General features: G+C 69.5%; 20 protein-coding genes. 1 reads left to right on the top strand and 19 read right to left on the bottom strand.

Annotated features, from left to right (window positions below; translation table 11 throughout):
• Positions 1–83 precede the first annotated feature (83 nt).
• The 13 genes from ACFY10_RS26785 to proS form a co-directional block, all read right to left on the bottom strand.
• Entirely contained in the window at positions 84–392 is a 309-nt protein-coding gene (locus tag ACFY10_RS26785) for a DUF2469 domain-containing protein (RefSeq protein WP_003965949.1), read from the bottom strand.
• Positions 393–448: 56 nt separating this feature from the next.
• Positions 449–979 (bottom strand): NUDIX hydrolase, encoded by a 531-nt coding sequence (locus ACFY10_RS26780; RefSeq protein ID WP_390667742.1) that lies wholly within the window; start codon positions 977–979, stop codon positions 449–451.
• A complete protein-coding gene (gene lepB / locus ACFY10_RS26775) occupies positions 969–1,745 on the bottom strand; it encodes a signal peptidase I (RefSeq protein ID WP_390667741.1) in 777 nt (258 codons plus the stop codon). Before lepB (ACFY10_RS26775) ends, ACFY10_RS26780 begins: the two co-directional genes overlap by 11 nt.
• A gap of 127 nt (positions 1,746–1,872) precedes the next feature.
• The gene (gene lepB / locus ACFY10_RS26770) at positions 1,873–2,856 is read right to left on the bottom strand and encodes a signal peptidase I (protein WP_390667740.1); all 984 of its coding nucleotides are present in this window, start codon (positions 2,854–2,856) and stop codon (positions 1,873–1,875) included.
• A complete protein-coding gene (gene lepB / locus ACFY10_RS26765) occupies positions 2,744–3,865 on the bottom strand; it encodes a signal peptidase I (protein ID WP_390667739.1) in 1,122 nt (373 codons plus the stop codon). Before lepB (ACFY10_RS26765) ends, lepB (ACFY10_RS26770) begins: the two co-directional genes overlap by 113 nt.
• A complete protein-coding gene (gene lepB, locus ACFY10_RS26760; RefSeq protein ID WP_390667738.1) occupies positions 3,858–4,553 on the bottom strand; it encodes a signal peptidase I in 696 nt (231 codons plus the stop codon). The genes lepB (ACFY10_RS26765) and lepB (ACFY10_RS26760) overlap by 8 nt, the downstream gene beginning before the upstream one ends.
• Before the next feature lie 81 nt (positions 4,554–4,634).
• The gene (gene rplS, locus ACFY10_RS26755) at positions 4,635–4,985 is read right to left on the bottom strand and encodes a 50S ribosomal protein L19 (protein ID WP_030866123.1); all 351 of its coding nucleotides are present in this window, start codon (positions 4,983–4,985) and stop codon (positions 4,635–4,637) included.
• Between the two features lie 134 nt (positions 4,986–5,119).
• Positions 5,120–5,953, bottom strand: a complete 834-nt coding sequence (trmD, locus tag ACFY10_RS26750; RefSeq protein WP_390667737.1) for a tRNA (guanosine(37)-N1)-methyltransferase TrmD — start codon at positions 5,951–5,953, stop codon at positions 5,120–5,122.
• Between the two features lie 3 nt (positions 5,954–5,956).
• On the bottom strand, positions 5,957–6,499 hold the full coding sequence (rimM, locus tag ACFY10_RS26745; RefSeq protein ID WP_390667736.1) for a ribosome maturation factor RimM: 543 nt from the start codon (positions 6,497–6,499) through the stop codon (positions 5,957–5,959).
• Positions 6,500–6,582: 83 nt separating this feature from the next.
• Entirely contained in the window at positions 6,583–6,822 is a 240-nt protein-coding gene (locus tag ACFY10_RS26740; RefSeq protein WP_003973401.1) for an RNA-binding protein, read from the bottom strand.
• 2 nt (positions 6,823–6,824) lie between these two features.
• Entirely contained in the window at positions 6,825–7,244 is a 420-nt protein-coding gene (rpsP, locus tag ACFY10_RS26735) for a 30S ribosomal protein S16 (RefSeq protein WP_390667735.1), read from the bottom strand.
• A gap of 272 nt (positions 7,245–7,516) precedes the next feature.
• On the bottom strand, positions 7,517–8,113 hold the full coding sequence (locus tag ACFY10_RS26730) for a hypothetical protein (RefSeq protein ID WP_030943152.1): 597 nt from the start codon (positions 8,111–8,113) through the stop codon (positions 7,517–7,519).
• A gap of 261 nt (positions 8,114–8,374) precedes the next feature.
• On the bottom strand, positions 8,375–9,790 hold the full coding sequence (gene proS, locus ACFY10_RS26725; protein ID WP_390667734.1) for a proline--tRNA ligase: 1,416 nt from the start codon (positions 9,788–9,790) through the stop codon (positions 8,375–8,377).
• A gap of 199 nt (positions 9,791–9,989) precedes the next feature.
• Here proS and ACFY10_RS26720 point away from each other — a divergent pair, with 199 nt between their 5' ends.
• The gene (locus tag ACFY10_RS26720) at positions 9,990–10,856 is read left to right on the top strand and encodes an SAM-dependent methyltransferase (protein WP_390667733.1); all 867 of its coding nucleotides are present in this window, start codon (positions 9,990–9,992) and stop codon (positions 10,854–10,856) included.
• A gap of 7 nt (positions 10,857–10,863) precedes the next feature.
• Here ACFY10_RS26720 and ftsH read toward each other — a convergent pair whose 3' ends face one another.
• The 6 genes from ftsH to ACFY10_RS26690 form a co-directional block, all read right to left on the bottom strand.
• The gene (gene ftsH / locus ACFY10_RS26715) at positions 10,864–12,798 is read right to left on the bottom strand and encodes an ATP-dependent zinc metalloprotease FtsH (protein WP_390667732.1); all 1,935 of its coding nucleotides are present in this window, start codon (positions 12,796–12,798) and stop codon (positions 10,864–10,866) included.
• Between the two features lie 90 nt (positions 12,799–12,888).
• Positions 12,889–14,439 (bottom strand): signal recognition particle protein, encoded by a 1,551-nt coding sequence (gene ffh, locus ACFY10_RS26710; protein ID WP_390667731.1) that lies wholly within the window; start codon positions 14,437–14,439, stop codon positions 12,889–12,891.
• Positions 14,440–14,586: 147 nt separating this feature from the next.
• Positions 14,587–17,034 (bottom strand): [protein-PII] uridylyltransferase, encoded by a 2,448-nt coding sequence (locus ACFY10_RS26705; protein ID WP_390667730.1) that lies wholly within the window; start codon positions 17,032–17,034, stop codon positions 14,587–14,589.
• A gap of 28 nt (positions 17,035–17,062) precedes the next feature.
• A complete protein-coding gene (locus tag ACFY10_RS26700) occupies positions 17,063–17,401 on the bottom strand; it encodes a P-II family nitrogen regulator (RefSeq protein WP_009308760.1) in 339 nt (112 codons plus the stop codon).
• Positions 17,398–18,735 carry an ammonium transporter gene (locus ACFY10_RS26695; RefSeq protein ID WP_390667729.1) on the bottom strand — a complete coding sequence of 446 codons (1,338 nt, stop codon included), beginning with the start codon at positions 18,733–18,735 and terminating at the stop codon, positions 17,398–17,400. The genes ACFY10_RS26700 and ACFY10_RS26695 overlap by 4 nt, the downstream gene beginning before the upstream one ends.
• A gap of 314 nt (positions 18,736–19,049) precedes the next feature.
• Complete coding sequence (locus tag ACFY10_RS26690; protein ID WP_390667728.1) at positions 19,050–20,534, bottom strand: hypothetical protein; 1,485 nt, start codon at positions 20,532–20,534, stop codon at positions 19,050–19,052.
• Between the last annotated feature and the right edge of the window lie 162 nt (positions 20,535–20,696).

Genomic DNA, 20,696 nt, shown 5'->3' with positions numbered 1-20,696 from the left:
CGCGCCCAACCAAGTGGATCTTGGTGGACTACTGACCGGTTGTGGACAAACCCGTCACCCGCACGAGCGACCGGCTACGCCCGTCAGCCGCCCGGCAGCTCCAGATCGCTCTTGTTCAGCTCCTCGATGTTCACGTCCTTGAACGTGAGTACCCGCACCTGCTTCACGAACCGAGCCGGCCGGTACATGTCCCAGACCCAGGCGTCCGCCATCGACACCTCGAAGAACACCTCGCCCTGGACCGAGTGCACCTGCATCTCGTAGTCGTTGGTCAGGTAGAAGCGCCGCTCGGTCTCGATCACGTATTTGAACAGACCGACGACATCGCGGTACTCCCGGTAGAGCTTCAGCTCCATCTCGGTCTCGTACTTCTCGAGGTCCTCGGCGCTCATGGCAGCTTCCCCTTCAGCCGTGCGATCCCACCATTGTGCGCCAGTCCCGTGAGCCCCTAGACGATTTCGGGGTCAAGGGTCACGGGCCCGGCCGGGGGACCTTCGTCGAGCAGCCTGCGCAGCAGCTCGGCGAGTCTGGTCGGATACACGGTCTCATGCGCCCGGGCAAGTTCCCGACACGTCCACCAGCGTGCTCCTGCGACGCTGCGCCGCTCCAGTTCCGTGAGGCCCGTGGCCTGCACACCTCTGGGCGCATCCGCCGTACGGGCCAGGTAGTACCACTCGTCCTGGTCCCAGCGGCGGCCCGCGAACGGGAAGGAGCACATCCGCCGCCACAGCACCGGGCCGAGTTCGACATCGGTGATGCCGGTCTCCTCGGCAAGTTCCCTGAGCGCGGCCTCCTCGCGACTCTCGTCGCCCTCCAGGCCGCCGCCGGGCGTGAACCACCAGTCGTCGGCCGGATCGTCCGGCTCATGGCCGTGCAGGAGAAGGATGCGGTCCTCGGGGTCGAGCAGGACCACCCGGGCCACCTTGCGCAGCCCGCCCCGGTACGAGTCCTCGTACCCGCCGGCGGCCTCAGCGGGCACCCACGGGCTCCGTCCGCGCGCGGGCGCGGCGCCCGCCCGTCAGCTTGGCGATCGGGCCGTACGCGCCGCCGCCGAGGACGAGAACGGCCCCGGCCACGATCAGGGCGACGACGATGCGCAGCGGGCCCTGCTGGGAGAGCCCTCCGAGGGTCTCGAAGCCGGTGGGGCGTTCCAGCATGCCTTTCATGGGCCAGACGACGGCGTCCACACGAGCCGTCACGGCGGAGCGCGCGACGGTGCCCTGGGCTGCGTCACTGAGGTGGGCGGAGGAGTCCAGCGACCCCTGGCGTTCGTCGCCGAGCAGGAACAGGCGGCCCTGGGGGACCTTCACGGTCGGGATGTTCTTGTCCTCGACGACGCTGCCCTTGAGATAGCCCTCGTCGATCTGCTTGCCGTTGACGGTCAGCTTGCCGTTCGTGCAGCAGGAGACCGTGTCGCCGCCGACCGCGACCACGCGCTTGACCACGGAGGCGTTGGTCACCCAGGACTTGTCGTTGAAGACGACGACATCGCCCCGGCGTACCTCACTGCCGTCGACGCGCTGTGCCAGCACCCGGTCGCCGGCGTCGATCGTCGGCGTCATCGAGCTGGTGGGCACGGTGTACGGCCGGTAGACCACCGCTCCCCAGCCGAATCCGCCGAGGAACAGCACAATGCCCAGTGCGACGGCCAGTCCGGACAGTCGCTGTCCGGTCCGGCTGCCCACCGGGCTCGTGCTTGTGCCACCGCTGCGCGGGGCCGTACGCGTAGTGCTCTCGCCACCCATGGATCCGCACCCTACCCGGCAGTACCTGACCCGGTCAGCCCTTCTGCCGCGACCAAGGTCACAAGCTCCACGAGGGTTTCACGAGGGCGGCCGATACTCCGGGAGAGTCAGGGTTCGGGGGGCGGCCTCAGCGGGTCTTCGCGGCCTCGATCCGCCTACGACGCCACAGGGCCACCGGCACCACACCGGCCAGGGCGAGCGCGTTCGGGGCGGCCGGCAGGGCGGCGGACGCCGAGGACTGGTCGCTCAGGCCCGGCTGGTCGAAGGTGTCCGGGATCGGGAGGGTGTCCCAGCGGGTGATCGGCCAGGCGATGACGATGGCGCGTCCGACGACCTTGCTCACCGGAACCATGCCGTTGTGCTTGTCGCTCTGGTTGTAGCGCGAGTCGCGCGAGTTCTGGCGGTGGTCGCCCATGACCCAGATGTAGCCCTTGGGGACCTTCACCGAGAACTGGCCGCCCTGGTCGTCGACGCTGCACGGCGTGTTGCCGGCGTACACGAACGACGCGTCGTTGAGCGCCTTGCCGTTGACCCTGAGCGGGCCGGAGCCCTTGCAGGAGACGGTGTCACCGCCGACGCCGATGACGCGCTTGATGAGGTCCTTCTCCTCGGCGGACGGCATCAGGCCGATCCAGCTGAGGGCCTTCTGCAGCGCGTTCGGATTGGCCGTGGGCTCGCCCGCCAGCCAGTTGTCCGGGTCGTGGAAGACGACGACCTCGCCGCGCTCCGGCTTCGAGCCGAACCAGGGGGTGAGCTTGTCGACCAGGACCCGGTCGCCCTGCTGAAGGGTGTTCTGCATCGAGTCCGACGGGATCGAGAACGCCTGCACCAGGAACGTCTTGATCAGCAGCGCAAGCACGAGTGCGATACCGATCAGGATGGGCAGCTCCTTCCAGAAGGAGCGCTGCTTCTTGGACTTGGGGGGTGTCCCGCTCGCACCCTGTTCCTCGGTCCGGTTCCGCTCGCCCGGCACCGTGCCGTCATCGGTCGCCCCGGAGTCACTCCCGGAGGTCACGGCGCTGTCCGCGGCCGGGACGGCTGCGGAGACTCCTTGGACGGGCTGTCCGCGGTGCTCCTCGCCGTCGTGTCCGGACCGTGCGCCAACCGCCACATCCCCCACGCCAACTCCTTACTCTGTGCCGCTGCCTGCCCCAGACGCGGTGCAGGCCCACCACTCCCATAACGAGCGGGAGTTCCGCAGGGCTCGGGAGCTGGACCGTTCCGGTGAAATAGTCAGGAGCAACCCTATGCGACAGCTGCGGGGACGCGGTCGTCCCCGACACGGAGTTGGAAACGGAGGAGAAAGTTTTAGGTTCTTTCAAGGAGGTCCAGTGGCCGAAGGGCCAGGCGATGACCATCGCCCGCCCCACCACGGAGTCCTCGGAGACCGTGCCGCCGTAGGCGGTGTTCTGGTGGGCGCGGGAGTCCGCGGAGTTGCCACGGTGATCGCCCATCACCCACAACCGCCCCTTGGGGACGGTGATGTCGAACTCCTGTGTGGAGGGGGCGTTTCCGGGATACAGATAGCCGCCCTCGGTCAGGGGAACGCCGTTGACGGTCACCCGCCCCTGTGCGTCACAGCACTTGACGTGGTCGCCGCCGACCCCGATGACCCGCTTGATGAGGTCCTTCTCGTTGTCGGACGGCAGCAGGCCGATGAAGGTGAGCCCCTCCTTGACCTGCTTGACGACAACGGGGTCGTTCTTCTTGGTCGTGGTCTGCTCGTCCGCGAGCCAGCCGCCCGGGTCCTTGAAGACGACGACGTCCCCGCGCTTGGGCTTCGAGCCGAACCAGGGGGTGAACTTGTCGACCAGGACGCGGTCGCCGATCCGGATCGTCTGCTCCATCGAGCCGGACGGGATCACGAACGCCTGGACGAGGAACGTCTTCAGGACCAGGGCTATGAGGACCGCGACACCGACCAGGAGGGGTATCTCCTTGACCGCGCCGCGTCTGCGCTTTCGTTTGACCTTGCGCTGCAGCTTGCGCCGCTCGGCGCGGGTGCGGCCGCCGCCCGCGGCGGCCGGGGCCGAGGCGCGGCGGGAGCCGGTGGGCAGCAGGTTCTCGTTGCCGAAGGTGCTGCCGGAGGTGGCCCCACGCGGTTTGCCGCGGTTACCCATGCGCACCGCCGGCGGCGGGTACACGCGCGTAGGCGCTCGGACGCCCGATACGGATCCAGTGGCCGGCGGGCCAGACGATCCAGTCGGCGCGGCCGATGACGTCGGACACCGGGACCATGCCGCCCCCGGGCGAACCGAGATGGTCGCGGGAGTCGCTGGAATCGCTGCGGTGGTCACCGAGGACGAAGAGGGTGCCGTCGGGCACCACGACGTGGAAGGACACCGTCGACGGGCTGTCCCCGGGGTGCAGGAACGACGACTCGTCGACCGACCGGCCGTTCACCTCGATCCTCCCCTCCTTGTCGCAGCAGACCACTCGGTCCCCACCTACTCCCACGACGCGCTTGATGTAGTCCGCGTTCCCGAAATACCCAGTTCCGTCGAACACCACAACATCGCCACGGCGCGGCTCGGCACCGAAACGGTACGCCAACTTATTTACGAGAACCCGGTCCCCGATCCTCAATCCGTTTTCCATGGATCCGCTGGGAATCTGGAAGGGTTGCGCCACGAAAGCGTTGAGGATCAGCAAAAACACCAGGCTGAGCAGCATGGTCACGGAGATCCATCCGCCGGGCAGCCAGTCCGTGATCCGCGACACCAACGCGAAACGCGACCGTCCCTCCGCAGCCACTGGTTCAGGGCGGGAGGAGCGGTCGCGCTCCGTCGGCTGTGCTTCGGTGTCCATCGAGGCCAGATGCTATCCGGCCTCGCTGAGACGCCAGCCTTTTGGCTCGTTCGCCTACGGCTCACCGCAGGCTGCGCGAGCTCAGCTGTCGCGCTTCTCCTTGATCTTCGCGGCCTTACCGCGCAGCTCGCGCAGGTAGTACAGCTTGGCGCGACGCACGTCACCGCGGGTGACGAGCTCGATCTTCTCGACGATCGGGGTGTGCACCGGGAAGGTGCGCTCGACGCCGACGGAGAAGGAGACCTTGCGGACCGTGAAGGTCTCGCGGACACCGGCGCCCTGGCGGCGGATCACAACGCCCTTGAACTGCTGCACACGGGAGCGGTTGCCCTCGATGACGCGGACGTGGACGTTGACGGTGTCACCCGGGCGGAAGGCCGGGACGTCGCTGCGCAGCGACGCGCTGTCGACGGAGTCGAGCAGGTGAGACATTTCGTCTGCTTTCTTCGCTGATGCCACAGGTCATCAACGGGAGCTAGGTGTTCCAGAAGGTTGCTGTCCGTGTCGGGGCGGGCGTCGTGTCCCCCTGTGGCAGGGGCGCACGCCGGACGACGCACAACAGCGGTCTATTCTTCCACGCCCTCTGGCCTGCGCCAAAATCGGCCGTACGGCTCCCCCTCCGGATCCGGGGCCCAGCCCAGGATGGAGAGCATCTCGCGGTCCTTCTTGTCGAAGGCCTTGGGGTCGCAACGCTCGATGAGGTCGGGCCGGTTGGCCGTCGTACGCCGGAGGGCCTCGTCGCGGCGCCAGCGGGCGATCTTGCCGTGGTGGCCGCTGAGCAGCACGTCGGGGATGCCGCGGCCGCGCCACTCCGGGGGCTTGGTGTAGACGGGGCCTTCAAGGAGGTTGGCCATGGTGCCGGGTGCGAAGGAGTCGTCGCGGTGGGACTCGGCGTTGCCGAGGACGCCGGGCAGCAGGCGGGCCACGGCCTCCGTGACGACCAGGACGGCCGCCTCACCGCCGGCCAGGACGTAGTCGCCGATGGACACCTCGTAGACGGGCATCCGGGTGGCGTACTCGTCGATCACTCGGCGGTCGATGCCCTCGTAGCGCGCGGGCGTGAAGATCAGCCAGGGGCGCTCGGAGAGTTCTACGGCGAGCTCCTGGGTGAAGGGGCGGCCGCTGGGGGTGGGGACGATCAGCACGGGCGCGTGGGAGCCCGTCTCGTAGCCGTCGGCGAGGGCGGAGTCCAGGGCGTCGCCCCAGGGGTCGGTCTTCATGACCATGCCGGGGCCGCCGCCGTACGGGGTGTCGTCGACCGTGTTGTGCCGGTCGTACGTCCACGCGCGCAGGTCGTGCACATGGACGTTCAGCTGTCCACGCGCGCGTGCCTTGCCGACGAGGGAGACGTTCAGGGGCTCCAGGTACTCGGGGAAGATCGTGACGACGTCCAGGCGCATCTCTTACGACTCTTCCCGCGTGGAGGCGATCTCGGCCCGGTCGTCGATCAGCCCGGGCGGCGGGTCGATGACCGCCCGCTGCTCCTCCAGGTCGATCTCCGTGACGATCTCCTCGACGAAGGGGATGAGGACCTCGCTGCCGTCGGGGCGCTCCACGATGAACAGGTCCTGCGAGGGCAGGTGCGAGATCTCGGTGATCCGGCCGACCTCCACGCCGTCCTTGGTGACCACGTCGAGGTCCATCAGCTGGTGGTCGTAGTACTCGTCCTCCTCCTCGGGGAGCACCTCCGGGTCCACCTCGGCGATCAGGAGGGTGTTGCGCAGGGCCTCGGCGGCGTTGCGGTCCTTCACGCCCTCGAAGCGCAGAAGGAGGCGGCCGCTGTGGACGCGGCCGGTCTCGATGGTGAGCGGGCCCGTGGAAGCGGGATCCGTCAGCAGTACGGCGCCGGGCCCGAGCCTCAGCTCCGGCTCGTCGGTGCGGACCTCGACGGTGACCTCGCCCTTGATGCCGTGGGCACGGCCGATGCGAGCGACTACCAGCTGCACTTCTCTAGATCTCCTGTCATACGACTGCGGGCCGGGGACGGCCCAGTGGCCCTCCCCGGCCCGAGCCGGTGTTGCGTTTGGCGTCAGCGGACGTGGTCCACGTCGACGAGGTCGACGCGGACACCGCGGCCGCCGATGGCGCCCACGACGGTACGCAGAGCGCGCGCGGTGCGGCCGTTGCGGCCGATCACCTTGCCGAGGTCGTCGGGGTGGACCCGGACCTCGAGCACACGCCCGCGGCGCAGGTTGCGCGAGGCGACCTGCACATCGTCAGGGTTGTCGACGATGCCCTTCACGAGGTGCTCGAGAGCCTCCTCGAGCATGCTCAGGCCTCGGTCGACGCGGACTCGGCCGCAGCCTCGTCCTTCTTCTCAGCCTTCTTCTTCTGGGTGATGGCCTCACCCTTGCCCTCGTCGTCGCCGCCAAGGGCGTCGAACACCGGGCGAGCGGCCTTCGGCTCGGCCACGAGCAGCGGAGCCGGGGCGGGCAGGCCCTTGAACTTCTGCCAGTCGCCGGTCAGCTTCAGGATGGCGAGGACGGGCTCGGTCGGCTGGGCGCCAACACTCAGCCAGTACTGCGCGCGGTCCGTGTCGACCTCGATGCGCGAGGGGTTCTGCACCGGGTGGTACAGACCGATCTCCTCGATCGCACGGCCATCACGGCGAGTGCGGGAGTCGGCGACGACGATGCGGTAGTGAGGCGAACGGATCTTGCCCAGACGCTTCAGCTTGATCTTGACTGCCACGGGAGTGGGTTCTCCTGGTTTTGACGTGGTTGGGCACGGCGAGAGAGCCGCGTGGGGTTGCGGTACCCGAGTGCCCGATGGACGCGTCAGCCGGAGGAGAGAGGGGTCCTGTGCGGCTGTCGAGTACAGCTAGCCATTGTGCCACACCCGGCGGGTCGCTTCCGACCGGGCGTGGCAGGGCATGCCTGAGGGGCACCCGACACTCCAGGTGCCCACAGACTGCGCACGCCCGCTACGGCTTCGGGGTGCGGCTGCCACGAGCAGCCGCATCCTCATGCCGCGCCGACGACCTCCGGGATCCGGAACGGCTTCCCGCACCCCCCACAGACGATAGGCGCCTGCGCCAGCACCGACGGGACGACCCGTACGTTACGGCCGCAGTCGCACACCGCCTTGACGCGCACCCCGCCCCCGGACGAGCCGTGCCGGGCCGCCGGGCCGCGGAAGCTCTTCGGGGTGTCGGCGGAGGTGGCTGCCGTGTGGGCCTTCAGGGCGCGCTGGAGCCGCTCGATCGTCGGGCGGTAGCGGCGCTTTGCCTCGGGGTTGAGCGTGACCAGCGAGAAGCCGCTGCTGGGGTGCGGTTCCTCGGGGTGGTCCAGGCCCAGCTCCTCGGCGATCGCGAGGAATCTGCGGTTGTGGTACCGGCCGGCGCGGGACGTGTCGCGCACGCCGCGGGCGGCGGCGATGCCATGGACTGCCTCATGGAGCAGTCGCTCGAAGGAGAGCTCGTGACCGCAGGCGGACGACGACTCTCCGATCAGGGACTCTGGCGCGGCAAGGTCCGGCAGCTCGGGGTGGTACCGCTGAATGTCGGCCCACGCCTCTGCCAGCTCTGCGGCGAGAACAGGTGGTGTCTGTGTCGTGCTCACGTAATGACAACGAGCGGGAGCTCGAATGTGTTCCTATTCCGGGCCATCCCAAATAATTTGCACGTACCCGTCAGTTGCCGCTGATGCGCCCTGACGAGGGCTTGTGCGCTGATCTGCGGAGAAACCTCACAGCTCGTCCCAAGGTGGTACGTAGTCCGACCTACGACCGGGCACGTAGACGATGTCCACGGCCCGGTGCGGCTGTGATCCGCAGGTGCGCAAGGGGCGTTTCGGTCGCTCTGGCGGCGGAACGGCCCTGTATCAGTAAGCGCGCGCGACGACCGCGACGTTACCGGGCGCGTCGTCGGCGTCGGGCACCGACCCGTCGGCGGCGACCAGACACCGTACGGTCACCGCGTGCTCGGCCAGTCTGGCCTCGCCTTCTTCACCGAGGTCCGCCCAGGGGATGCGCGCCCAGCCGCCGGCGCCGGCCGCCTCGACGGCTTTGTCGATCGTCGACACGTCGGACGTACGGGACTCGCGGCGCTCGCGGGACTGGGCGAGGAGGAGCGCCTGGTCCTCCTCGAGGATCGCGGGGAGGAGTCGTGCGAGGGAGTCGAGCGGCATCGGCTCCTTGCCGCCGGGGATGCGGCGGGCCAGCATCGCCGTGCCGTTCTCCAGGTCACGGGGCCCCACCTCGATGCGTACGGGCACGCCCTTCAGCTCCCAGTCGACGGCGCGGCGCCCGAAGGGGGTGTCGGTGCGGTCGTCGACGTGGACGCGGAGGCCCGCCGCCTTCAGCCGGTCGCCGATCTCGCGGACCTTGGCCAAAACCGCCTCGTCGCCCTTGATCGCGAGGACGACGACCTGGATCTGCGCCAGCCGCGGCGGGACCCTGAGGCCGTTGTCATCTCCGTGAGTCATCACCAGGGCGCCGATCATGCGGGTGGTCGAGCCCCAGGAGGTCTGCCAGACGAGCTCCTGCTTGCCTTCCCTGGACAGGTACCGGGTGTTGAAGGCCTTGGCGAAGTTCTGGCCCAGCTCGTGGCTGGTGACCATCTGGAGGGCCTTGCCGTCGCCCATCATGCTTTCGAGCGTGAGGGTGTTGACGGCACCGGCGAAGCGCTCCTTGACCGTCTTGCGGCCGGAGACGAAGTCCATGGCGAGGACGTTGGTCAGGAAGTCCCCGTAGACGTGCTGCTGGATGTGTGCGGCGAAGTCGCGCGCCTCCTCGTACGTGGCGTGCGCGGTGTGGCCCTCCTGCCACAGGAATTCGGTCGTACGGAGGAAGAGACGGGGCCGCAGCTCCCAACGGACCACGTTCGCCCACTGGTTGATCAGCAGGGGCAGGTCGCGGTAGCTCTGCACCCACTTCGAGAAGTAGTCGTTGATGATCATCTCGGAGGTGGGACGGACGACCGCGGGCTCCTCCAGTTCCTTGCCGCCGCCATGGGTGACCACGGCCAGTTCGGGGGCGAAGCCCTCGACATGGTCGGCCTCCCTGGCGAAGTACGACTGCGGGATCAGCAGCGGGAAGTACGCGTTCTGCGTGCCCGTCTCCTTGATCCGGGCGTCCATCTCGGCCTGCATCCGCTCCCACAGCCCGTACCCGTACGGTCGGATCACCATGGTGCCGCGCACCGGGCCGTTGTCGGCCAGCTCGGCCTTGGTGATCAGATCCTGGTACCAGCGCGGGAAATCGTCCGCGCGCGGGGTGAGAACGGGAGCCTTTGCCATGGGCGCGATGGTAGGGGCCCACGTTGCCGGGATGTGAATTCTTTTTGCCTGCCCAGGCAACCCGCAAGCCGGGCCCCACGACCCCTGGACGAGCGGTCGAGTGCGGAGTTATCTGGCATACGGGGGGAGTGCGAGCGCACGTCACGGGGGCCATGGAATCGGGTACAGCGGCAACTCTCGGCGGATTGGGGCGCTTTACATGACACCTACGCTCGTGCGGCAGCACCCGTCCCATGCGGGCGAGGTGCCCCGTGTGGACCTGTGTGCACGCGCGCGTGACTGGTCCGAGATCCAGGAGCGGATGCTGGTGCCGCTCTACGAGGCCGTCTACGAGCGAATGGAAGTGGGCCCCGGCACAAGGCTGTTGGGCCTGGGCTGCGGCAGCGGGCTGGCCCTTCTGCTGGCGGCCTCCAGAGGCGCGGCGGTCACCGGTGTCGACCACTCCTCCCCCGAACGGCTGGCTCTCGCGCGGGAGCGGCTGCTCCCGGACGCGTGGGGCGCACGCGCGCGTACGGACACCCGCATCGTCGCCGGCTCGCCCCGCGACATCGCGGCCGCGGGCGACGCGGAGACGCCCGCGTTCACCCTGGTGACGGCTTTCGAGCCGATCGGGTGTCTGGCGGGCGACTCGGAGGGGCTCGGCGGGCTGTTGCAGGCAGCGACACCGCTCGCCGGGCACGGGGCGCCCGTGGTGCTCGCCGGCTGGGGTCCGCCGGAACGTTGCACCACGTCGTCCGTGCTGCGGGTGGCCACCAGGCTGGCGGATCCGCTGCGCAGCACGGGCAGCTGGCGCCCCGCCCTTCGCGACGACCTGGAGGAGGTCGCCCAGCGGGCGGGCCTGAAGCCCGACGGCTCCGGGCGGGTCGCCTGCCCGTTCGGGTACGCCGACATGGACAACGCGGTACGGGGGCTGCTGTCGACGGGCCTGTTCGACGCGGCGATCTCGGCGACGGACCAGTCGCAGGTGGACAAGGAACTGGCGGAGGCCCTGCATCCTTATCTGCGCCGGGACGGGACGGTGTGGATGCCGAACGTGTTCCGGTACCTGATCGCCCGTACGCCCTAGGTGCCGTTCAGGCGCCGTCGCCCTTCGTCAGCCGCGTGATCCCGGCGATCCGGTACGCGTCCGCCTCCTCCAGGGTCTCGCGCTCCAGCAACGCCTCTGCAAGGGCGTCCAGTTGGGACCGGTGGTCGCGGAGTTTGCGGCAGGCCTCCTCGTAGCACTCGTCGACGATGCGGCGCATCTCGTGGTCGATGACGTCGAGGGTGTGCGGGGCGGCGGCGAGCCCGTACGCCTGCTGGGCGTCGCTCGGCAGGGCCGACAGCCGACCGACGCGCTCACTCATGCCCCAGCGGGCCACCATCCCGCGCGAGATGTTGGTCACCGTCTCGAGGTCGCTCTCCGCGCCCGTGGTGACGACTCCGTAGACCACTTCCTCGGCCGCCATGCCACCCAGGGCACCGATGATGCGTCCGCGCAGGTACCCCTCCGAGTGCGCGTACCGTTCCACCTCGGGCGTCGACATCGTCACGCCGAGGGCCCGGCCGCGCGGCACGATGGTGATCTTGCGGACGGGGTCGGCGCCTGGTTGCAGCATGCCGAGGAGGGCGTGCCCGCTCTCGTGGAAGGCGGTGCGGCGGCGATCCTCCTCGGGCATGACGAGTGTGCGCTCGGCGCCCAGTTGCACCTTCTCCAATGCTTCGGACAGGTCGGAGGCGGTCACCTGATCCTGCTTGCGCTTGACCGCGAGCAGGGCTGCCTCGTTGGCGAGATTGGCCAGATCCGCACCTGTCATGCCCGGCGTCGTGCGGGCGAGCCGGGCCAGATCCACGTCCTCGGCGAGCGGGATCTCACGGGTGTGGATGCGCAGGATCGCCTCACGCCCGCCGCGGTCCGGCGGGGAGACGTTGACCACCCGGTCGAAGCGGCCGGGCCGGGTCAGCGCCGGGTCCAGGATGTCGGCGCGGTTCGTCGCCGCGATGACGACCACGCCCTCCGAGCCGGAGAAACCGTCCATCTCCGTGAGAATCTGGTTGAGCGTCTGCTCGCGTTCGTCGTGACCGCTCACCGACGCGCCGCCGCTGCGCACCCGTCCGATGGTGTCGATCTCGTCGATGAAGATGATCGACGGCGCCATCTTGCGGGCCTCCGCGAACAGTTCCCGGACACGGGAGGCACCGACGCCGACGATCATCTCGATGAACTCGGACGCGGAGGCGGAGAAGAACGGCACCCCCGCCTCACCCGCCACCGCACGCGCCAGCAGGGTCTTGCCGGTGCCGGGCGACCCGGCGAGCAGCACGCCGCGGGGCATTTTCGCGCCCATGCTGCGGTAGGCCTCGGGGTGCTCCAGGAAGTCGACGACGTCGTCCAGCTCGCCCTGGACCTCGTCGATGCCGGCCACGTCGGCGAACGTCGTGCGCTGGGTCCCGGGCCGGAGCTCGACCGGCTTGGGCGGCGCCCGGCGGCCGAGCATGCGCCCCGCACCGCCGCCCGCGCCCGTCCTCCGGGCAACGAGGATCCACGCCGCGACGAGGATCACGATCGGCACCAGGGAGATCAGCACGTTGGACAGCAGGCTGCGCTGTTGCACGACCGGCCGCGCGGTCACCGTGACGTCGTGACGGCTCAGCTTCTGCCAGAGGGCGTCGTCCGCGAAGGCCGGGCGCTGCGTCTTGAACTTCGTGTACTCGCCACCGCCCTCGGGGTTGTCCCGGGCGTTCTTGAGCTGCCCCTGGATCGCGTCGCCCTTGGAGTAGATCTTGGAGACGTTGCCGTCGTCGACCTGTTTGCTGAACTCGGTGTACGAGATCGTCGGCTCGGCCCCCGGGCTGAGGTACGTCAGGCCCACATAGGCCAGCAGGAACACGATTACCGCGGTGAGGAGCAGACTCCACCAGCGGCCGCGGATCCGTCGGCCACCGGGCCGCCGGGGCGGCTCGTCCGGCGTGCCCTCGGTGCGCCACGGCTGGTCAGGGGCCTTGCGTGGTGGCGCGGCATCGCTCATATCTGGACGTTACGGCAGATATCTGACCTTGGCACGCGCTGAGGGCGCCCTTCGGCGAGGGGCGCCCTCAGTGACGTAGGCGACGAAACGTCAGCCCATGAACTTCTTGAACTCGTCCGGGAGCTCGAAGTCCTGAGGCGCCTGCTGGCCCGGCACACCGAAGGCGCCGCCCTGAGCCCCGGCGGCCCTGCGTGCGGCCTCCTCCTGCTCCTGCTGCTTGCGCTTCATCGGGTTGCCCGAGCGCTGCTTGCCCTTGGCCTTCTTCGGCTGCTTCTTGGAGCGACCGGGACCGCCACCCATGCCCGGCATCCCGGGCATCCCCGGCATGCCGCCGCCCTGGGCCATGCGGGACATCATCTTGCGGGCCTCGAAGAACCGCTCGACCAGGTTCTTCACCGCGCTGACCTCGACGCCGGAACCCTTGGCGATACGGGCGCGACGCGAGCCGTTGATGATCGTGGCGTCGGCGCGCTCGGCCGGGGTCATCGACTTGATGATCGCGGCCGTGCGGTCGACGTCCCGCTCGTCCAGGTTGTTGATCTGGTCCTTGATCTGGCCCATGCCCGGGAGCATGCCGAGCAGCTTGCTGATGCTGCCCATCTTCCGGACCTGCTCCATCTGGGCCAGGAAGTCGTCCAGGGTGAAGTCCTGGCCCTTCTTGGACGCCAGCTTGGAGGCCATCTTCTCGGCCTCTTCCTGGCTGAACGTCTTCTCCGCCTGCTCGATCAGGGTGAGCAGGTCACCCATGTCGAGGATGCGGGAGGCCATCCGGTCAGGGTGGAATGCGTCGAAGTCGTCGAGCTTCTCGCCGTTCGACGCGAACATGATCGGCTTGCCGGTGATCTGGCGGATCGACAGGGCCGCACCACCGCGGGCGTCACCGTCGAGCTTGGAGAGCACCACGCCGTCGAAGCCGACGCCGTCGCGGAAGGCCTCGGCCGTGTTGACGGCGTCCTGGCCGATCATCGCGTCGACGACGAAGAGGATCTCGTCCGGGCTGACCGCGTCCCGGATGTCCGCGGCCTGCTGCATCATGTCCTGGTCGATGCCCAGGCGGCCGGCGGTGTCCACGATCACGATGTCGTGGACCTTGGCCTTCGCGAACTCGATGGAGTCCTTGGCGACCTTGACCGGGTCGCCGACGCCGTTGCCCGGCTCGGGTGCGAAGACGGCCACGCCCGCGCGCTCGGCGACGACGCTCAGCTGGTTCACGGCGTTCGGGCGCTGGAGGTCGGCGGCGACCAGCAGCGGCGAGTGGCCCTGCTCCTTCAGCCACCAGCCGAGCTTGCCGGCGAGGGTGGTCTTACCGGCACCCTGCAGACCCGCCAGCATGATCACGGTGGGCGGCTGCTTGGCGAAGCGCAGGCGCCGGGTCTCGCCGCCGAGAATCGTGACAAGCTCGTCGTTGACGATCTTGAGGACCTGCTGGGCGGGGTTCAGCGCCCTGGAGACCTCGGCGCCGAGGGCACGCTCCTTGACGTTCTTGATGAACGTCCGCACGACGGGCAGCGCCACGTCCGCTTCGAGGAGCGCGATGCGGATCTCGCGCGCGGTGGCGTCGATGTCCGCCTCGGAGAGCCGTCCCTTGCCGCGCAGGTTCTTGAAAGTCGCTGAGAGGCGATCGGAGAGAGTATCGAACACGGCGGCGTCGGTCCTCGGGGTCGGTGTCAGTGTGAGCGTCTTCCAGGGTATCCGGCCGCGCAAGACAATCGTCCCCGCCCGCTGCATACAGCGGACGGTGACGGAATCCCGTGTCGGCGGGGATCAGGCACTGGACACGCCCCGAGGTCACCCTCGCAAGGTCTCCTCGAGCTTCCGCGCCACAGAGGCCGCTTCCTCGGCCGGGAGCGGAGCGCTCCCGTCACTCGTGACGTAGAAAGCATCGACCGCGTTGGCGCCCAGCGTCGACACGTGCATGCTGCGCACCCGCACCTTCGCGTCGTCCAGCGCCCGCCCGATCCGGTGCAGCAGGCCCGGGGCGTCCTGCGCGCGCACCTCGATCACCGTGGCCAGCCGGGACGCGGCAGCGGCGACCGTCACCCTCGGTGGCGGTGCCACGACGCCCCGGCGGCGCGGATAGGCGGCGTCGCGCTCGGCGAGGCGTCCCGTGATGTCCAGGGAACCGTCCAGCGCCCGTACGAGATCCGCGCGCAGCCGGGCCGCCTGGGGCAGTGAGCCGTACTCGGCGGCGACCCGCCAGTCCAGCAGCAGGACCGAGCCCTCGACGCCGTCCGGCAGGTCCAGGGCCCGCAGCTCGGCGGTGCGGACGGTCAGCCGGTGCATGGCGAGCACCCCGGCCACGGCCGGCAGCACGCCCGCCTGGTCCGGTACGGCGATGAGCAGCTCGACGCCGAGCGGTTCGGGGTCGCCGGACGGCTGGTCCTCCGTCGGCGGCTCGGTCTGTGCGCGCAGGGACAGCACCGGGCTGCCCGTGGCGACCGCCTCGATGGCGAGCCGCTCCTGCTCGGCGGTGGGCGCGGCGGCCTCGGGCTCGTCGGGCACGTCCCCGGCGAGGACGGCCGCGACCCGCTTCACCAGGTCGGCGACGAGCGAGCCGCGCCAGGACGACCAGGCGGCCGGGCCGGTGGCCAGGGCGTCCGCCTCGGTCAGCGCGTGCAGCAGCTCCAGCGTGCCCTGCGAACCGACCGCCTCGGCGACCGAACGGACCGTGGCCGGGTCCTCCAGATCGCGGCGGGTGGCGGTCTCCACCAGCAGCAGATGGTGGCGTACGAGGGTGGAGAGCACCGCCACGTCGTCGCGGTCGAAGCCGATACGCGCGGCCACGTCCTTGGCGATGATCTCGCCCGCCACGGAGTGGTCGCCGGGCCAGCCCTTGCCGATGTCGTGCAGCAGCGCGGCGACCAGGAGGAGGTCGGGGCGGTGGACGCGACGGGTGAACTCGGAGGCCCGTACCGCCGTCTCGATCAGATGCCGGTCGACGGTCCAGATGTGCACGGCATTGCGCTGCGGGCGGCAGCGCACCCGCTCCCAGTCCGGAAGGAGCCGCGTGATCAGGCCTTCCGCCTCCAGTGCCTCCCAGACGTCGATGGTGGGGTGCCCGGAGCCGAGCAGGGTGACCAGCTGTTCGCGCGCCTCGGCGGGCCAGGGCGTGGGCAGGGGGCGTACGGTCGCCGCCAAGCGCCGTACGGCGTGCAGGGAGAGCGGGAGGCCGGCCTGGGCGGCGGCGGCCGCGGCGCGCAGCGGCAGTACGGGGTCGCGCTCGGGGCGCGCGGCACGGGCGAGCACCACCTCGCCGTCCTGCTCGACCACGCCCTCGGCCAGCGGAGAACGGTCGGCGACCGGCTTCGCGCCGCCGAGCATGGCGCGCAGCCGCGGCCGCACGGCCCGCGACCTGAGGACACGCCCCACTTCACGCCACGTGACATCACTGGCGTACGAGATGACCCGCGCCGCCTCGTACACCTGCCGCAGCAGCGTGTCGGCGTCCAGCAGGCCGAGTTCGGCGGCGACCTGGTCCTGCTCCTGGAGAGCGAGCCGGTCGGTCGCACGCCCCGTCGTCAGGTGCAGTGCGTCGCGTACGTCGAGCAGCCGGCGCCGGGCGTCGTCGAGGCCCTCGCGCGGGGCGTCGGCCAGCCAGGAGGCGGCGACGGCACGCAGGGCGGTGGCGTCCCGCAGCCCGCCGCGGGCTTCCTTCAGGTCCGGCTCCAGCAGGTACTGCAGCTCACCCTGGCGTTCGGCGCGCTCGGTGCACAGCTCCTGGAGTTCGGGGAGACGTTTCGGCGCCTGGTTGCGCCAGTCGGCGAGGACGGCCGTCCGCAGACCGGCCGTCAGGCCCAGGTCGCCGGCGATGTGGCGGGCGTCCAGGAGACCGAGTTGGACTTTCAAATCTTCCCCGGCCGTCTTGCGGGCCTCGGCGGGGGTGCGGACCGAGTGGTCGAGGGAGAGGCCGAGGTCCCAGACGGGGTACCAGATGCGGTCGGCCAGGGCGGCGACCGCCTTGGCGTCGCTGCCGTCGTGCAGGAGGAGCAGGTCCAGGTCGCTGCGTGGGGAGAGCTCACCGCGGCCGTAGCCGCCGACGGCGACCAGGGAGGCCCCGCGCAGCCCTTCGGCACCCGCGGCAAACAGGCCCGTCAGCCAGTCGTCCGTCAGCTCGGACAGGGCGGTACGGCGCGGCGGCCCGGACTGCGCCCCCTCGGTGAGGAGACGCAGCCGGGCCGCCGCGTAGCCGCTGGGTCCCGAGTCATCTGCTTCCTTGCGCACGTCCGTACTCGACACCCAGCGACTCCTGTCCTTACTTCTTCTTTTAGAGCGCGTCCGGGCCGCGCTCGCCGGTCCGGACCCGTACGGCCGTCTCGACCGGGATGGACCAGACCTTGCCGTCACCGATCTTGCCGGTTCGGGCCGCCTTGACGATGACGTCGATCAGCTGCTCGGCGTCGTCGTCCTCGGCCAGCACCTCTATACGGATCTTGGGGACCAGGTCGACGGTGTACTCGGCACCGCGGTAGACCTCGGTGTGGCCCCGCTGACGACCGTAGCCGCTCGCCTCGGTGACCGTCAGGCCGTGGACCCCGAAGGCCTGGAGGGCCTCCTTGATCTCGTCGAGCCGGTGGGGCTTCACGACGGCGGTGATGAGCTTCATGCGTCCACCTTCTTCGTCTCCGTCGCGGCGAGGGCCGTGGCGGCACCTCCGATGTGGCCGCCGCCCGTGCCGCTGAAGTCGTATGCGGTCTCGGCGTGCTCCGCCTGGTCGATGCCGGAGACCTCCTCGTCCTCGGTGACCCGCATTCCGATGGTCTTGTCGAGGAGGAAGGCGAGGACCGCGGAGGCAATCAGGGAGTAGGCGAGGACCGCGCCGACACCGGCGAACTGCTTCCACAGCTGGGTGAAGGAGTGGTCGCCGTAGAAGACGCCCGTCGCGGTCGACTGGCCCTTGCCGGTGGCGAAGAAGCCGATGAGCAGGGAGCCGATGATGCCGCCGACCATGTGGACGCCGACGACGTCGAGGGAGTCGTCGTAGCCGAACTTGTACTTCAGACCCACGGCCGCGGCGCAGGCGACACCGGCGATGGCGCCGACGGCGATCGCGCCGAGCGGGGAGACCGCGCCACCGGACGGGGTGATCGCGACCAGACCGGCGACCGCACCGGAGGCGGCGCCCAGCGTGGTGAACGCGCCGTGGCGGATCTTCTCGTAGGCGAGCCAGGCCAGCATGGCGGCGGCGGTGGCGACCTGGGTGTTGACGAACATCAGCGCGCCGACGCCGTCGTCGTTGCCGAGCCACGAGCCGGCGTTGAAGCCGAACCAGCCGAACCACAGCAGACCGGCGCCGAGCATGACCAGCGGGAGGCTGTGCGGGCGCATCGGGTCCTTCTTGAAGCCGACGCGCTTGCCGATGACCAGGATGACGCCGAGGGCGCCGGCACCGGCGTTGATGTGGACCGCGGTACCACCGGCGAAGTCGATCACACCGAGCTTGAAGGCCCAGCCGTCGGCGCCCCACACCCAGTGGGCGACCGGGACGTACACGACCGTGAGCCACAGGGCGACGAAGAGCGCCCAGGCCGAGAACTTGACGCGGTCCGCGAGGGCACCGCTTATCAGGGCCGGCGTGATGATGGCGAACATCATCTGGAAGATCATGAAGACGAAGATCGGGATGGTGTAACCGTCCCAGAGCTCCGTCAGCCCGATGTTGCTGAGGCCGAACCAGTCGGAGTTCCAGCCGATGAGGCTGTTGTTCGTACCGAAGGCGAGGGAGAAGCCGTAGAGCACCCAGAGAATGGTGACAATGCCGATGCTGATGAAGCTCATCATCAGCATGTTGAGAGTGCTCTTGACGCGGACCATGCCTCCGTAGAAGAAGGCGAGGCCCGGGGTCATGATCAGCACCAGGGCGGAACAGATGAGCATGAAGCCTGTGTTGGCGGCAGACAGCTTGGGTGCCTCCGCGGCAAGCGTGATGGCTGGTGCCATCGGCGTCTCCTCGTCGTTGGTACGGCCCCGTGCGGGCGAAGCCTGAAGCGGTCATGAGGGGTGGGCCGGTTATGCGCCATGAGATTGGCGCAGCGCGGTTTCGTTGGAAGCCCCTCGTTGTTTCGCCGGCGTGACGAAGGCGCCCTGTGTGTTACGCGTCGATGAACTGCCGGATGTCAGCTGCATCGATCGTTATCGTGGCGCAACCTTCCCTGAGGGAAAGGATCCGGCCGCGGGCGGCCTTCCGATGACCTGGCATGGGGGAGCCGAGTCGGGCAGTTCGGGAGGGCCGGCCGCGGCCGGGGCCAAGGGATTCAGACCGCCTCGGCGGTCTCCGGAAGCTCGACGGCGAGCTTCTCGGTGAGGTCCACGACCTCGGCGAGGTCTCCGAAATCGCGTACGGCCGTGTCGACCGTCTTTCGGATACGAGTGTTCACGCGCTCGGAGCGGACCTTCTTGGCGATGCGCATGGCCTGCTCGGCCAGCACCGTGCTCCGCTCGGGCTCACGCTGCAGCAGGTGCACCGTGGCCATGCCGATCAGGTTCAGTGCATACGAGCGCTGGTGCTCGGTGTCCTGGGAGAAGAGCTCGACGGCCTGCTGCATCACGGGCTCGGCCAGGGACGCGTAGGTGGGGCTGCGGCCCGCGACGTAGGCGAGGTCGCGGTAGGAGTGGGAGTTCTCCCCGTGCAACTCGGCCTCGGAGAAGAAACGGATCCAGTCGGGATCCGGGTCGTCCCAGTCGTCCACATCCGCGAAGGTGTCCTCGGCCATCCGGACGGCCCGCTTGCACTTGCCGGGCTGCCCCATGTTGGCGTAGGCGCGGGCCTCCATCGCATACAGCATCGACTGGGTGCGGGGGCTCGCGCAGTCCCGGCTGCCGTACTGCGCGAGGTGGATCAGTTCCAGCGCGTCGTCGGGCCGGCCGAGGTGGATCATCTGGCGGCTCATGCTGGAGAGGATGTACGAGCCGAGCGGCTTGTCGCCCGCCTCCTTGGCGGCGTGCAGGGCGAGGACGAAGTACTTCTGGGCGGTCGGCTGGAGCCCGACGTCGTACGACATCCAGCCCGCCAGCTCCGCCAGCTCACCGGCGACCTTGAACAGCTTCCTGGTGGTGGCCTCGGGCTGGGGCTCCTGAAGGAGGTCCGTCACCTCGTGCAGCTGGCCGACGACCGCCTTGCGGCGCAGACCGCCGCCGCACTGGGCGTCCCACTGCCGGAACATCACCGTCGTGGACTCCAGGAGGTCCAGCTCGGGCTTGGAGAGCCGGCCGACACGGCGGGACGCGGCCGGCGGCTCCGGCTCCGACTGCGGGGCCTGGGGCGAGGGCACCAGCCAGCGCTGCATGGGCTCGATGAGGGACGGGCCCGCGGACAGGGCCAGCGAGGTCCCGAGGAAGCCGCGCCGCGCCAGCATCAGGTCGCTGCGCGAGAACTCGCTGAGCAGGGCCACCGTCTGCGGGCCCGTCCAGGGCAGGTCGACGCCGGACACGGACGGTGACTGGCGGGCGGCGCGCAGGCCGAGGTCCTCGACGGAGACCACGCAGCCGAAGCGCTCGGAGAACAGCTCGGAGAGAATCCTGGGGATCGGCTCGCGGGGATTCTCGCCGTCCAGCCAGCGGCGCACCCGGGAGGTGTCCGTGGAGATGTGATTGGCGCCCAACTGGCGTGCCCTGCGGTTGACTTGACGGGCCAGTTCGCCCTTCGACCAGCCGCTGCGCACGAACCAGGAGGTGAGCAGCTCGTTGGGGCGCTTCTCCGTGCTGATCGCGGTCGTCCCGCTTCCGCCGTTGCCGCTCACTGGAACGCCCCCATCCCTGAGACCACTTGTCGCTGAGCGCGCCAAGCCCTATCAGAATGCCGGTAAATACGGCTTCTCGTCCGGCGGTTCTCACCCTTCGAACGGAAAGCCGAGTTGCCTCCGGCATACCCACGAGTGCATGTGCCCCCAGGACCCGTGCAC

Origin of the sequence: Streptomyces sp. NPDC001401, from assembly GCF_042895385.1 — a bacterium.
Taxonomy (GTDB): domain Bacteria; phylum Actinomycetota; class Actinomycetes; order Streptomycetales; family Streptomycetaceae; genus Streptomyces.
The sequence above is the reverse complement of the archived record's forward strand: the minus strand, read 5'-3'. Positions and strand labels throughout refer to the sequence as shown.